The sequence below is a fragment of the Bradyrhizobium sp. CIR18 genome (assembly GCF_014198295.1).
Taxonomy (GTDB): domain Bacteria; phylum Pseudomonadota; class Alphaproteobacteria; order Rhizobiales; family Xanthobacteraceae; genus Bradyrhizobium.
The window spans coordinates 16,794-30,520 of sequence record NZ_JACIHF010000010.1 but is presented as its reverse complement, the minus strand read 5'-3'; the positions used below and the strand labels follow the sequence as shown (position 1 = coordinate 30,520).

The window sequence follows — 13,727 nt, the reverse complement described above, 5'->3', positions numbered from 1 at the left end:
CGTTGCGCTTTAGGTTTTTGTTAGAGCATGATCTTTTCGGAGAACCGCTACGCACTTTTCCGGATCATGCGCTAGCGCCGCACGATCGAGCCGGCGCGGCTGACCAGGCGGGCGAGTGCGCGGAAGCGGCTGCCGACGCGGTCGGCGACGAGGTCGCCGAGGCGATGCTCGAACACCAGCATCAGCTTGCGGCCCTGGCTGCGGAAATGCGTGGCCGGCAGCACGCCCGGGCGCGCCGCCGAGATCAGATGCGCGACGCGGAACGCAGCGCCCAAGAGGCGCGCGCGTTCGAGCTGCGCCGGCGTCAGCAGCTCCTGCATGGTAACCGGCGGCTGGTTTTCCTCGCTCAGGCCCGCATAGCGATAGAACACCGACAGGCCGACGAAGGCGCGCTCGGTGTGGGTGATCGCGCCGAAATTGCCGTTGACGACAAGGCTCAGCGTCTGCTCGCCGCGGTGATCGGGATGCACGCGCCAGCCGATATCGGACAGCAGGCACGCGGTGTGGCGCAAGCGGCGGTCCTCCTCGGTCTCGCGCAGCTTCACCACGCGCGCGAGGCGGTCGGTCCAGGCGATCAGCTCGTGGGCGTGCTTGGCCGAGCGCGACAGCAGCTGGTTCAGCTCTTCCGCGGCGCAGATCAGGCCGTCCTTGTTGCGTTCCGGCTCCGACAGCTTCTCGTGCAGCAGGCCCTCGCGCACGCCGAAGGTCGAGAACACGATGGTCTTGGGTTTTGCGACGCGGATGATGTGCTCGAGCACCAACGCCGCATAGGTGAGGAGCGGGCGCCGCGCATCGGCGACGATCTCGATGTCGGCGAGCATGTCCGCGGCCGCAAGCCGACGCAGACGGCGCGAAAAGTCGAGCGCTTCAGCCGCGGTCAGCGAATAGCCGTGCATCACCTGGAGCGGATAGCCGCTCTGGATGATGTGGATGCGCGCCAGCGCACGCCAGGTGCCGCCGACCGCATAGAAAGTGCGGCCGCGGCCCGCGGTGAGCTGTGGCACCTCGTCGATCGCCTCGCGCACGATGCGGTCGGCGCGCTTGAGCGATTTGTGCGCGAGGTCCTGGAGCGCGAGCCCGCCGAGCGGCAGCGTCACGCCGCTACGCACGCTGTTCCTGCGCACGTCGATCAGTTCGAGCGAGCCACCGCCGAGGTCGCCGACGATGCCGTCGGGATGATGGATGCCGGAGATCACGCCGAGCGCCGACAGCCGCGCCTCGCGCGGACCCGACAGGATCTCGATCTTCACCGCGCAAATGCGCTCGGCCTTCGCGATGAAGTCGGGGCCGTTGGAGGCGTCGCGGCAGGCCGCGGTCGCGATCGCGAACACGCGCCCGACCTGCATCACGCGGCATAACGCGCGAAAGCGCCTCAACGAGGTCAACGCCTTGTCGACGGCGTCGGGCGCGAGCAGGCCGGTGCTCTGCACCTCGCGTCCGAGGCCGCACAGCGTCTTCTCGTTGAAGATCGGAATGAGGCTCCGCGTCAGTCCCTCGTAGACGACGAGACGGACCGAGTTGGAACCGATATCGATGACCGCGACGCTCGAGCCGCGCTTGCGCGGCCGCTTCACGCCGAACATCCCCGATCAGGATTGATGGCGTTCGTTCCGGCGCGTGAGACGACGCGGCGAGGATTCCTTGAGCGACTTTCCACGGCCAGACAGACTCGGATTTGTCATGAAGTAGTTGTGGACGTTGAAAGGCTCTTCGCCCTTCGCGGTCTTCATACGCGTTGAGGACCCGTCCGGCAACAATTGCCAGCTCTGCTCATTGTCCTTGAGATTCGCGACCATGATCTGTTCGAGAACCTGCTGATGCACCGTGGGATTTTGCAGCGGACACAGCACCTCGACGCGGCGGTCGAGGTTGCGCGGCATCATGTCGGCGGAGGAGATATACACAGCCGCTTTGGCGCTCGGCAGACCCTGGCCCATGCCGAAGCAGTAGATTCGGCCGTGTTCCAGGAAGCGTCCGATGATCGACTTGACGCGGATGTTCTCGGACAGGCCGGGAATGCCGGGGCGCAGGCAACAGATACCGCGCACCACGAGCTCGACCTGCACGCCGGCCTGGGAGGCCTCGTAGAGCGCGTCGATGATGTCGGGGTCGACCAGCGCATTCATCTTCATCCAGACCGCGCCGTGGCGGCCGTGGCGCGCGTGCGCGGTCTCGCCCTGGATGTGCTCGATGATGCGCTTGCGCAAGGTCAGCGGTGACACCGCCATTTTTTCCAGATCGCTCGGCGCGGCGTAGCCGGTGATGAAATTGAACACGCGCGCGGCATCGCGGCCGATGGTCGGATCGGAGGTGAAGTAGGAGAGGTCGGTGTAGATGCGCGCGGTGACCGGATGATAATTGCCGGTGCCGGTATGGACGTAAGTCGTGAGGCTGCCGCCCTCGCGACGCACCACCATCGAGAGTTTTGCGTGCGTCTTCAGTTCGAGGAAGCCGTAGACGACCTGCACGCCGGCGCGTTCGAGATCGCGTGCCCAGCGGATGTTGGCTTCCTCGTCGAAGCGCGCCTTCAGCTCGATCAGCGCGGTGACGGATTTGCCGGCCTCGGCGGCTTCCGCCAGCGCGCGCACGATCGGCGAGTTGTTGGAGGTGCGGTAGAGCGTCTGCTTGATCGCGACGACATCGGGGTCGCGCGTCGCCTGCTGCAGGAACTGCACCACCACGTCGAAGGATTCGTAGGGGTGATGGACGACGAGGTCCTTCTGCCGGATCGCGGCGAAGATGTCGCCGCCATGCTCGCGCACGCGCTCGGGATGACGCGGCACGTAAGGGGTGAATTCGAGGTCGGGCCGATCGAGGCGCGTGAGCTGCGAGAGCTCGTTCATCGCCTGCACGCCGTCGACCAGGAACACCTCGTCGTCGGCGGCCGACAGCGCGTGCTGCACGAAGCTGCGCAGCTCCTCCGGCATCTTGGCATCGATCTCGAGTCGGATCACCGACCCGCGGCGGCGGCGCTTCAGCGCGGTCTCGAACAGGCGGACGAGGTCTTCGGCCTCTTCCTCGATTTCGAGCTCGGAGTCGCGGATGATGCGGAAGGCGCCTTGGCCGTGCAGATTGTAGCCGGGGAACAGGCGGTTGATGAACAGGGCGGTCGCCTGCTCCAGCGAGATCAGCCGGACCACCTTGCCGTCGGCCGGCAGGCGGATGAAGCGGTCGATCTTGCCGGGCATGCGGATCAACGCGTTCATCTGCTTGCCGTCGGCGGCGCGCGTGAGCTGGAGCGCGATGGTGAAGCCGAGGCTCGGGATGAACGGGAAGGGGTGGGCCGGGTCGATCGCCAGCGGCGTCAGCAGCGGGAACACGTTGCTGAGGAAATAGTCCTCGATCCAGGTCCGTTCCGCCTTGGTGACGTCCTTGCCGTCGACCAGGACGATGCCGACATCGGCCAGAGTGCCGCGCAAATCGCGCCAGATCGCCTGCTGGTCGGAGGCGAGTTCGGAGACGGTGCGGTTGATCAGGGCGAGCTGCTCGGATGGCGTCAGGCCGTCGGGGCTGCGTTCGGCAATGCCCTCGCGCACCTGCGCCTTGATTCCGGCGACGCGAACCATGAAGAACTCGTCGAGGTTATTTGCGGAAATCGACAGGAATCGCACCCGCTCCAGCATGGGATGGCTGGGATTGACCGATTCCTCCAGGACGCGGCGGTTGAAATGCAGCCAGGAAAGCTCGCGGTTGATGAATCGCTCGGGACTCGATGCGATCGCCGGCAGGCTCTCGGTCTCTGGGGCTTTTTCTTTAGTTTCAACAGCTTGCGCAGAGTCCATCAGAAGTCGGTCCATCCAGTTCGCCCCAATTTGCGACTTATGCGCAAAACCGGCCGGAGCATGTGTTAGAGCGATGACGTTTCGATGACATTGATGTTCCGCCGCTTCGCCGCGTCAAGCGGGCTCGCGTAGGCCTTGGGCGCGGCCGCGTGGCCGATCAAGCGTCCCGCAGCAGCTCGGCGGCCAGCGCCCGGGTGACCGGGCGGCCAAGTCGCAGGGCTTCGCTGTCGAGCAATTCCACGGCTTGGCGGGCGGCGGCCGAGGACCGCTCCAGGCGCGTGGCGAGGTAGCCGACTACGCTCTCGTCCACGGTGAGCTGGCGGTCGGCGCAGAATTTGACGATCAGGCCGCGGAAGAGCTGGTCGTCGGGCGGCAGCAGCGCGACCACCGGAACGGCGCGCAGACGCGAGCGCAGGTCGCGAAGCTCGATCTCCAGCGAGGCCGGCACCTCGCGTCCGGTGAACAGAACGTAGGCGCCATCCTCGCGGGCGAGGTTCATCAGGTGGAAGAGGGCGCGTTCGTCAAATTCCCTGGCCTTGAGATCCTCGACCACGAGCGCACCGGTGGCGAGCGTGCCCGGAACGCCCGCAGCGGTCAGCGCATTGGCCGTGGTGGAGCGGGCGCCGGCCTCCTCGGCCCAGATCGCGGCGAGATGGCTCTTGCCGCTTCCTTCCGGGCCGGCCAGCCACATGATCCGGTTCGGCCATTCCGGCCAGCTGTCGATCAGGCCGAGACCGGCTGCATTGGCCGGTCCCTCGAGGAAATTGTCCCGGCTGAGGCTCTCCGCATGCGGAAGCGAAAACGCCAATTGTCGGGGGTGAACGCGGCCTGGCACGCTTGCTTTGCTCCATGCCGGCGCGCCGGCGTCATTTGAAGAGGTCGGACGTATCGAGCGGGAGTTGGCCTTTTACGGGGCCGCATCCCCTCTCATTTGGCCTCGATCGTACTCATGTGCCGCAGCCACTCGACCAGATAGAGCGACACGGAGGAGAGCGTGAAGACCGTGACGAGGCCCATCAGGATGATATCATACGGGGCCGGCTTGAAGCCGAAGGCAAGCGCCGCCAGCACGAGCGCCGCGAACGCCACTTGTGCCACCGTGTTGAGCTTGGACACTTTCGACGGCTTCATCTCGACGGGCCGGTCGAACAGCCAGGACACGATCACGGCGGCGACGATCATGATGTCGCGCGAGACCACCAGGATCACGATCCAGCGCGGAATTGCGCCCCAGATGCCGAGCGCCATGTAGATCGAGACGAGCAGCGCCTTGTCCGCGAGCGGGTCGAGCAGGGCGCCGAGCTCGCTCGTCATGTTGAAGCGCTTGGCCAGGAAGCCGTCCACGGCGTCGCTGATACCGGCGATCAGGAAGACGGCGAACGCGACCTCCATTTGGCTCGACACGATGGCCCAGACGATGATCGGGACCAGCATGATGCGGCCCAGGGTAATGATGTTCGGAATACTCACGAAAGCGCTTCCCGGCACCCGGTCTGACCTCGAATCCGGCCTCTCGGGAGGCTGAACCGGTTGATATCTCTACATAGTATACGGCGGTGCGCCATGCGAGCCATTGCGCGTCCCCGGAATTCGACGTAACCAGCCGCGAACCCACTGGAAATCGGGCATGACCGACCGCAAAAACGGCCTCACTTACGCCGATTCAGGCGTCGATATCGATGCGGGCAACCGCTTGGTCGACCTGATCAAGCCGATGGTGCGCGCCACCGCACGGCCGGGCGCCGACGCCGAGATCGGCGGTTTCGGCGGCCTGTTCGACCTCAAGGCGGCCGGTTTCAAGGATCCGGTCCTCGTGGCCGCGACCGACGGCGTCGGCACCAAGGTCAAGATCGCGATCGAGACCGGCCTGCATGGCGGGATCGGCATCGACCTCGTCGCCATGAGCGTCAACGACCTCGTGGTGCAGGGCGCCGAGCCGCTGTTCTTCCTGGACTATTTCGCTTGCGGCAAGCTCGATCCGGAGGCGACGGCTTCGATCGTCGCAGGCGTCGCCGAAGGCTGCCGCGAATCCGGCTGCGCCCTGATCGGCGGCGAGACCGCCGAGATGCCTGGCCTGTACAAGGACGGCGATTACGACCTCGGCGGGTTTGCCGTCGGTGCCGCGGAGCGGGGCACGCTGCTGCCGCGCAAGGACATCGCCGCTGGCGACGCCGTGATTGGCCTCGCCTCATCGGGGGTGCATTCGAACGGCTTCTCGCTGGTGCGCAAGATCGTGGAACAATCGGGCCTCGGCTTCGAGGCGCCGGCGCCGTTCGCCCCGGTCATGACCCTTGGCGGCGCGCTGCTGACGCCGACGAAGCTCTACGTCAAATCCTGCCTGCGCGCGATCCGCGAGACCGGCGCGGTGAAGGGCCTTGCCCACATCACCGGCGGCGGCTTCACCGACAACATTCCGCGCGTGCTGCCGAGCAACCTCGGCGTCGGCATCGATCTGGCCCGCCTGCCGGTGCTGCCGGTGTTCAAATGGCTGGCGGCGCAGGCCGGCATCGCCGAGCTGGAGATGCTGCGCACCTTCAACTGCGGCATCGGCATGATCGCGATCGTCGAGCCCGACAAGGTCGACGAGGTCGTGCAGGTCTTCACCGACGCCGGCGAGACCGTGGCGCAGCTCGGCACCGTGATTCCGGCCGAGGGCGAGCACCGCGTCGTCTATAACGGCCATCTCGACATGGCGCTGTGATGACTGGCGCTGCGATGAAGCGTCGCGTCGCCATCCTGATCTCCGGCCGCGGCTCCAACATGTCCGCGCTGATCAGGGCCGCCACTGCTGCGGATTTCCCGGCGGAAATCTCGCTCGTCATTTCGAACAGGGCCGATGCGCTCGGGCTCGAGCGGGCCAAGGCAGCCGGCGTGAACACGCTGGTGATCGAGAGCAAGCCGTTCGGCAAGGACCGCGCCGGCTTCGAAAAGGTGCTGCAGGCGGCGCTCGACCAGCATGGGATCGAGCTGATTTGCCTCGGCGGCTTCATGCGCCTGTTCACGGCCGAGTTCACCAGGGCCTGGTACGGGCGGATGCTCAACGTCCATCCCTCGCTGCTGCCGTCCTTCCCCGGCCTCGACCCGCACGGCCAGGCGCTGCGCGCGGGCGTCAAGCTATCAGGCGCGACGGTGCACTTCGTGATCCCCGAGACAGATGCAGGCCCGATCGTGATGCAGGGTGCGGTTCCCGTCGGCGATCACGACACGGGGGATACGCTGTCGGAGCGCATCCTCGAAGTCGAGCACCGCATCTATCCCGAAGCGCTGCGGCTGCTCGCGACCGGCAAGGTCCGGATCGAGGGCGATGTGTGCAAGACGGACGGAAGTTCCGCGTCGGAGAATTTTCTGGTTGCGCCGGTGGTGAGCTGAAGCGCCGTCCTCGCGGCGGTCTCACAAACAAAATCCCCCGGCAGAGCCGGGGGCAACGTCATGATCTCTCGCGTGTAGCTTTGAGAGAATTCAGGAGACCTTGAGGTTCTCCGCGGATGCCTTGCCGCGGTTCTCCACGAGGTCGTATTCAACCACTTGGTTCTCGTTGAGGGTCGAAAGTCCGGCACGCTCGACGGCGGAGATGTGGACGAACACGTCCTTGTCGCTGCCGTTCGGCTTGATGAACCCATAGCCCTTGGTCGGGTTGAACCATTTGACGGTGCCCTTTTGCGGCATCCTCAGTCTCCTCCACTAGATATAAAAAAGACGCGGCCGCTTTTCGCGTGCCACGCCACAAACGGGCTTCCGGGAGTCTGTTCGAGTCTTGAATCTTAATGTCGCGAAACGCACAGCAGAGCGGCCAATTCCGATTGTGTCCAACATTGCAACATGAAAATCGCCCGTTAGCAAGCTGCGGTTAAATTTCAAGGGCAGACGGATTGTGCCGTTCTGCAATTTCCGACCTGTGGTCGCGGAACCACAATCGAGGGCAATAGCCTCGGTGACCGCGGGCTAAGCGGTTGACCCTCCGTGGCAGTTCGGCACAAATCGCGACATGCGTGCGCCGCGCGTGTTGCATTTTTGCGCGCCGCCATTTGCTTCGGGATTTGTCGTCATGTGCTGCACATCGCAGCCGTCCGGGACACGGCAGACGATCGGGCTGGACCGCGTCCGCAGGGTCGCGGCAGCGATCGCGGCGGCGTTTGCGATCGTCGTGATGATGTCGGCCACGTCGCCGGTCTTCGCGCAAAGCCCGACGCCTACGCCGACTCCGACACCGACGCCCACGCCGTCACCCACCCCGATCCCGTCCCCGTCGGCCGGCAACGCTGCGCTCGATCTCGGCTCGAACTTCCTGGAGCGGCTCGGCAACCAGGCGTCGAACGGTTTCAACCGGACATTCCGCACCAATCCCGGCGGCGGCGGTGCGTCCGCCAGCACTGAAGATCCGCGCTACCGCACCTGGTTCGAGGGCTACGGCATCTCGGTCCGGACCGATGCGCAAGGCGACTTCGTCGGCGACCGGCGCAAGACGGTTGGCGGCGTCGCCGGCTTCGGCGCGCGCGTGGCCCCGGGCGTCAATCTCGGCTTTTCCGTCGACCAGAGCCATACCGACATCGACGTGCCGCTGGCGCTGCAATCGGCCACGCTCGACCTGACGCAAATCGGCTTCAACGGCTCGGTCGACAAGGGGCCATGGACCTGGGCTTTTGCCGTGGTGCACGGTTTCGGCAAGGTCCGTTCCAGCCGCGACACCGGCCTTGGCCTCGCGACCGCCGGCTATCGCGCCGCGGTCGACGGCGCGCTGACCGAGATCAGCTATTACTGGACCAAGGACCAGATGCGCATCGTGCCCAAAGGCGCACTGGAATATGTGCGCGCCACCAGTGCGGCGTTCCAGGAGGCCGGCGGCCTCGATCCGCTCAACGTCGGCTCGACGGCGCTCTCGCGCGCACGCATCATGATCGGGGCCGAGATCGGCCGCTACTTCATCATCGACCAGAAGATCCTGGACCTGTCCGGCTACGGCAAGTTCGTCGACAATTTCCACCAGGATCTGGGCTCAGTCCAGGTCAGCCTCGGCGCTCAGAACATCGTCGTTCCCGGCATCGGCGAGAGCCGTTACGGCGTGGATGCCGGTGCCTCGGCTTCGCTCAGCTTGACCAGCGTGGCGCGGCTTTACGTCAATTACGACGGCAAGTTCCGCAACGAGCTGACCTCGCACCAGGGCACGGTCGGCTTCGAATATCGCTGGTAGGCGCAGCCTCCTAGGTCGGCGTCGCCGCGACATATCCCGTCAATCCAAAACCCTCGCGCGCCGCCGTCATCATCGGCACCAGCGCGTTCGGATGGATGAACTCGTCCCGGAAGCAGGGATAGGTCTTGGGATCGAAGATCTTCTTCAGCCAGTCGACCACGATCTTGTGGCGCTCGGAGGTGCGGAATTCCCGGTGATAGGTGAGCCAGAGATCGGCGTGGTGGCTGACGCCGAGATCGACGGCGATCAGCGGCGCGCCGAGCGCGGTCGAGACCGTCGGCAGGAAGCCGATGCCGGCGCCGCGCTCGACTGCATAGAGCACGCCGACCGAGGAATTCGTCTTGATCCCAACGATGCCCTCGAGCGACTTCAGTCCGAGCACGCGCGCGTAGGCGCCGTCGTCGACCTGCGGCGCGCTCTGCTTGATGATGCGGTGGTTCTTCAGGTCGGCTAGGGTCGCCGGCACGCCGTAGAGGTTTTCGTACTCCTTGGAGACGAAGGGATAGATGTGCAGACGGCCTAGCTTGGCGACGATCAGATCCGGATTGGTCGGTGGTTCGAGCTGGATCGCGATGTCCGATTCAAGCCGTGCGACGTCGGCCTGCTCCATCGCGCAGCGCAGATCGACGGTGATCCTGCGGTAGGTCTTCTGGAAGTCGATCAGTCGCGGCAGGATCCAGAAATTGCCCGGGCCTTCCGTCACCGCGACGCGCACTGTGCCTGATGTGTCGTTCGACGACCGCGCGGCGCGCCGGAAGACGTTGAAGGCATGACGCTCCATATGCGCAACGTCGGCGATCATTGCGATGCCTTCATCGCTGAGCGTGAGCCCGCTCTGGTCGCGCAGGAACAGCTTGCAGCCGATGCTCTCTTCGAGCCGGTCGACGCGGCGCATCAGCGTGGTCGAGGTGAGCCCGAGCTCCTCGGCGGCATTGCGAAAACTTTTATACTTTGCGCACGCTAAAAACAGTTTCAAATCGTCCCAGGACGCGCCCAGGACTTCTTCACGGTGCTGCGTCATCGCAGCACCCCGGTGCAATAACTGCTGCATACTCCTGATCCCCAGCCGCTAAGCTCGTCGGCGTAGCGGGGCACGAAAGTCTCGAACGATAGAGGCGTGACATGGGTATGGAAAGGGGCTCGTTTGCCGCAAGGCATGATTTCGACGCCTTGCCGCTGAGCCCGGATGTGGATGTCCGCTGCGCGCAATTGTCCGAAATTGCACCGCTTTCGCAGATGGCGCACCGGCTGGTGCCGGGCGTGCGGATCGGGACAGCCGAGCTTGCGCATTACTTCACGTTCGATCCCCAGAGCATCCTGACGTTCAGCCGGAAGGGCGATCTCGTCGGCGGCATGGCCTTCCTGTTTCTCAATGACCGCGGGCACGATGCGTTGCTCCTCGACGAGATCTGCCTCACCGCGCCCGAGACGCGCTATCTCGCTTCCGCGAACGAAGAGGTCGCTGCCATCTATATTTGGGCGATCGCGGCGACGGGACGCGGTATCGCCGGTCTCGGCAAGGCTGCAGCACATCTGCGACAGCTAAGGTTCCGCAGCGCCGATTGCTATGCGCAGCCGTCAACGGTGGCCGGACGCGACATCATGAAGGCGACCGGCTTTGCGCCGGTCCCGAGCTTCCAGCCCGACCTCTGGTGCTACGAGCGGCCCTGGCATCGCCAGCCGCTGCGCATGCCGGGCGCGATCATCCAAGCAAGGAGTTTTGCAGATGCACGGTACTAGGATCCCTGTCGCCCAGCCCTGTTCCCGCGCCATCACCATCCGCCTTGCGCGCGATCCAAGCGATCTCATGCTGGTCACCGCCATTCGCTCGGCAGTCTATCTCGCCGAGCAGGATTGTCCGTTCGAGGAGGAGTTCGACGGCAACGACATGGTCGCGGCCCATTTCATCGGCTTCGTGGGCAACGAGCCCGCAGGCTGCCTGCGGGTGCGCTTCTTCGGCGATTTCGCCAAGGTGGAGCGGCTCGCGGTCCGTCACCAATACCGGCGCTCGCGCGTCTCGTTCAAGCTGGTGCAGGCCAGCGTCGACTATGTGAAGCGCAAGGGCTTTCGCAAGATCTACGGCCAGGCACAGGACAGGCTGGTCGATTTCTGGGCCCATTTCGGCGCCAAGCCGCTCGGCCACAATCGCAAGATCACATTCTCGGATTTTTCCTACACGGAAATGCTGCTGGAGATCGAGCCGGGCCCGGACGCGATCACGCTGGACAGCGATCCGTACGTGATCATCCGCCCCGAAGGCGATTGGGACCGGCCGGGCGTGCTCGACGCCTCGGCGGGGCGGGCGGTGACTTCACCGCTGCGGGATCTCGCGCTCGCCGACCGTTGAAACTGGTGCAGCTCTGCGCAAGACAATGCTGGCTTCCATCCACGATGATCCGCCGATCCTGATTTGCGCGGATCTCCAGGTCGAGTATCTGACCCCTGGGCGCCGCCACGTCGTCCTCGACGGCGACGCCGTCACGACGCGCTGCCTGGAACTGCTGACCTTGTGGCGGGGCAATCTCTGGCCGGTGATGCATCTGAAGCGCATCGCGCAGGCGGCGTGGTTCAATCCGGCATCGAGGCTGACCGATTGGATCGCGGAGACCAAGCCGCGGCCGGGAGAGATGACGTTCGACCATCCGCTGCCGTCGGCCTACAGCTCGTCGCGGTTTGTGGACTACATGTCCAATATCCGGACCGTGCGCTGCATTCTGATCGGTTTTTCCCTGGACGAGACCATCCTGGCCACCGCAGCCGAAGGGTTTCACCGCAGCCATCGCTACCAGGTCGTCGCTGACGCCGTGGCTTGCCGGCAGCCGGGTACGGGCGATTCCGCCGCCTATAAGCATGCGGTAGTGAATGTCATCGGGAATTTTGCTACAATCCAGTCCAGCGCCGAACTGATCAGAACCAGCGGCGCCGTTGCGGTGTAGGCGGCCGCGGCCGGCGGATGGGGTGAGAGATTGTCACGGGGAGACGAGCTCAAGGAGCTGGCGAGCGATCTGTCGCGTGCGGCCGAGAGGGCGCGCGGGCTTGGTTTGCCGACGACGGTCTATCTGCTCTCGATGGCGCTGGTGGAGGTGAGGGAGGCCGCTGCCGGCACTGACGACGGGCATGACGACGACGCGGCATGAGAGATGCTCCACATGTTGCTTCGTCATGAGCGGATTTGTCACGTGCGGCAATGTCACGTGCAGCCTTGTCGCGTGCATTTTTGTGCATCGCTGCTGAGCGCTTGCTGCCGACGAATTGGCGTTGCAAGTTCTGCGCTGTCGCAATAGCCAAGGTACTTGATCATCGAGTGATGACGCCGGCTATGCCTGCGACGTGACGCTTTCAAGGATCTCCGCAAATGTCCATGCTGCCCAATTCGCAAGAGGCCCGGGATGTAGCCTATCAGCTCCATCCCTACACCAACGCGCGCACCCATCAGCAGGCAGGTCCCCTGGTGATCGAGCGCGGCGAGGGTCCTTACGTCTTCGATGCGTCGGGCAAGCGCTATTTCGAGGCGATGGCCGGCCTGTGGAGCGTTGGGCTGGGCTTCAACGAGAAGCGGCTGGTCGAGGCCGCGCACAAGCAGATGCAGGCGCTGCCGTTCTATCACACGTTCTCCGCCAAATCGCACGGGCCCTCGATCGACCTCGCCGAGAAGCTGGTCGCGCTCGCGCCTGTGCCGATGAGCAAGGTGTTCTTCACCAATTCCGGCTCGGAAGCCAACGACACCGTCCTCAAGCTGATCGCCTATCGCTCCAACGCGCTCGGTCAGCCGCAGCGCAAGAAGGTGATCAGCCGGATGCGCGCCTATCACGGCGTCACCATTGCCTCGGCGAGCCTCACCGGCCTGCCGAACAACCACCGCTCGTTCGACCTGCCGCTGCCGAACATCCTGCACACGGGCTCGCCGCATTTCTACAAGGACGGCGCGCCCGGCGAGAGCGAGGAAGCCTTTGCGACGCGCCGGGCCGAGGAGCTCGACGCGCTGATCCAGAAGGAAGGGCCCGATACGATCGCGGCGTTCTTCGGCGAGCCGGTGATGGGCGCGGGCGGCGTCATCGTGCCGCCGGCGACCTATTGGGACAAGATCCAGGCGGTCCTGAACAAGTACGACATCCTGCTGGTCGCCGACGAAGTGATCTGCGGCTTCGGTCGCACCGGCAAGATGTTCGGCTGCGAGACCTACGGCATCAAGCCCGACGTGCTCGTGGTCTCCAAGCAGATCACCTCGAGCTATTTCCCGTTCTCGGCGATCATCATGAACGACCGCATGTTCGAGCCGATCGCGGACGAGAGCAACAAGATCGGCGTGCTCGGCCACGGCTTCACTGCGGGCGGTCATCCGGTCGGTTCGGCGGTTGCGCTGGAAAACCTCAAGATCATCGAGGAGCGCGGCCTGGTCGCACATGCCGCCGAGCTCGGCGCTTACATGCAGGGCAGACTGCGCGAGCTCACCAGCCATCCGCTGGTCGGCGAGGTTCGCGGCGTCGGCATGATCGCGGCGATCGAGCTCGTGCTCGACAAGGGCCGCAAGACCGCAGCGGCGACGCCGGGCGCCGTCGGCGGCATCGCCAGCCGCATACTCCAGGAGCGCGGCGTGATCTCGCGCAACATGCTGGACGCCATCGCCATCTGCCCGCCGCTGATCGTCACCAAGGCGGACATCGACGGGCTGGTGGACGCGATCTCCGGCGTGTTGAACGACATGAAGGCGGAAGTGGCCAAGCTGACGCCGGCGTAACTGCTGGGCCCAACTCTAT

At 64.9% G+C, this 13,727-nt stretch carries 14 protein-coding genes; 8 read left to right on the top strand and 6 right to left on the bottom strand.

All coding sequences use genetic code 11. The features are described 5' to 3' along the window. Positions 1 to 71: 71 nt before the first annotated feature. The 4 genes from ppx to GGD65_RS26790 form a co-directional block, all read right to left on the bottom strand. Positions 72 to 1,574 (bottom strand): exopolyphosphatase, encoded by a 1,503-nt coding sequence (ppx, locus tag GGD65_RS26805; protein ID WP_026201867.1) that lies wholly within the window; start codon positions 1,572 to 1,574, stop codon positions 72 to 74. 15 nt (positions 1,575 to 1,589) lie between these two features. Beyond that, a complete protein-coding gene (locus GGD65_RS26800) occupies positions 1,590 to 3,782 on the bottom strand; it encodes an RNA degradosome polyphosphate kinase (protein WP_018317534.1) in 2,193 nt (730 codons plus the stop codon). 157 nt (positions 3,783 to 3,939) lie between these two features. Then, positions 3,940 to 4,617 carry a DnaA ATPase domain-containing protein gene (locus GGD65_RS26795; RefSeq protein WP_091955349.1) on the bottom strand — a complete coding sequence of 226 codons (678 nt, stop codon included), beginning with the start codon at positions 4,615 to 4,617 and terminating at the stop codon, positions 3,940 to 3,942. 92 nt (positions 4,618 to 4,709) lie between these two features. Then, a complete protein-coding gene (locus tag GGD65_RS26790; protein WP_025035876.1) occupies positions 4,710 to 5,252 on the bottom strand; it encodes a CDP-alcohol phosphatidyltransferase family protein in 543 nt (180 codons plus the stop codon). Positions 5,253 to 5,409: 157 nt separating this feature from the next. On the opposite strand from GGD65_RS26790, the gene purM reads away from it, so the two are divergent. After that, complete coding sequence (gene purM, locus GGD65_RS26785; protein ID WP_183237155.1) at positions 5,410 to 6,483, top strand: phosphoribosylformylglycinamidine cyclo-ligase; 1,074 nt, start codon at positions 5,410 to 5,412, stop codon at positions 6,481 to 6,483. Positions 6,484 to 6,497: 14 nt separating this feature from the next. Next, entirely contained in the window at positions 6,498 to 7,151 is a 654-nt protein-coding gene (purN, locus tag GGD65_RS26780) for a phosphoribosylglycinamide formyltransferase (protein WP_183237154.1), read from the top strand. Between the two features lie 90 nt (positions 7,152 to 7,241). On the opposite strand, the gene GGD65_RS26775 is transcribed toward purN, so the two are convergent. Beyond that, positions 7,242 to 7,448, bottom strand: a complete 207-nt coding sequence (locus GGD65_RS26775; RefSeq protein ID WP_007591938.1) for a cold-shock protein — start codon at positions 7,446 to 7,448, stop codon at positions 7,242 to 7,244. A 379-nt stretch (positions 7,449 to 7,827) separates the two neighbouring features. Between GGD65_RS26775 and GGD65_RS26770 the strand changes: the two genes are divergently transcribed. Beyond that, positions 7,828 to 8,970: an autotransporter outer membrane beta-barrel domain-containing protein gene (locus GGD65_RS26770; protein ID WP_183237153.1), complete on the top strand. Its 1,143-nt coding sequence runs from the start codon at positions 7,828 to 7,830 to the stop codon at positions 8,968 to 8,970. A gap of 10 nt (positions 8,971 to 8,980) precedes the next feature. On the opposite strand, the gene GGD65_RS26765 is transcribed toward GGD65_RS26770, so the two are convergent. Continuing rightward, a complete protein-coding gene (locus GGD65_RS26765; RefSeq protein WP_018317524.1) occupies positions 8,981 to 10,021 on the bottom strand; it encodes a LysR family transcriptional regulator in 1,041 nt (346 codons plus the stop codon). A 71-nt stretch (positions 10,022 to 10,092) separates the two neighbouring features. On the opposite strand from GGD65_RS26765, the gene GGD65_RS26760 reads away from it, so the two are divergent. From GGD65_RS26760 to GGD65_RS26740, 5 genes are all read left to right on the top strand, one after another. Continuing rightward, a complete protein-coding gene (locus GGD65_RS26760) occupies positions 10,093 to 10,710 on the top strand; it encodes a hypothetical protein (RefSeq protein WP_018317523.1) in 618 nt (205 codons plus the stop codon). Beyond that, positions 10,697 to 11,317 carry a GNAT family N-acetyltransferase gene (locus GGD65_RS26755; RefSeq protein WP_018317522.1) on the top strand — a complete coding sequence of 207 codons (621 nt, stop codon included), beginning with the start codon at positions 10,697 to 10,699 and terminating at the stop codon, positions 11,315 to 11,317. The genes GGD65_RS26760 and GGD65_RS26755 overlap by 14 nt, the downstream gene beginning before the upstream one ends. 25 nt (positions 11,318 to 11,342) lie before the next feature. Then, complete coding sequence (locus GGD65_RS26750) at positions 11,343 to 11,906, top strand: isochorismatase family protein (protein WP_018317521.1); 564 nt, start codon at positions 11,343 to 11,345, stop codon at positions 11,904 to 11,906. Between the two features lie 30 nt (positions 11,907 to 11,936). Beyond that, positions 11,937 to 12,107 carry a hypothetical protein gene (locus tag GGD65_RS26745; RefSeq protein WP_162832232.1) on the top strand — a complete coding sequence of 57 codons (171 nt, stop codon included), beginning with the start codon at positions 11,937 to 11,939 and terminating at the stop codon, positions 12,105 to 12,107. Positions 12,108 to 12,325: 218 nt separating this feature from the next. Beyond that, the gene (locus GGD65_RS26740) at positions 12,326 to 13,708 is read left to right on the top strand and encodes an aspartate aminotransferase family protein (protein WP_183237152.1); all 1,383 of its coding nucleotides are present in this window, start codon (positions 12,326 to 12,328) and stop codon (positions 13,706 to 13,708) included. Positions 13,709 to 13,727: the final 19 nt, after the last annotated feature.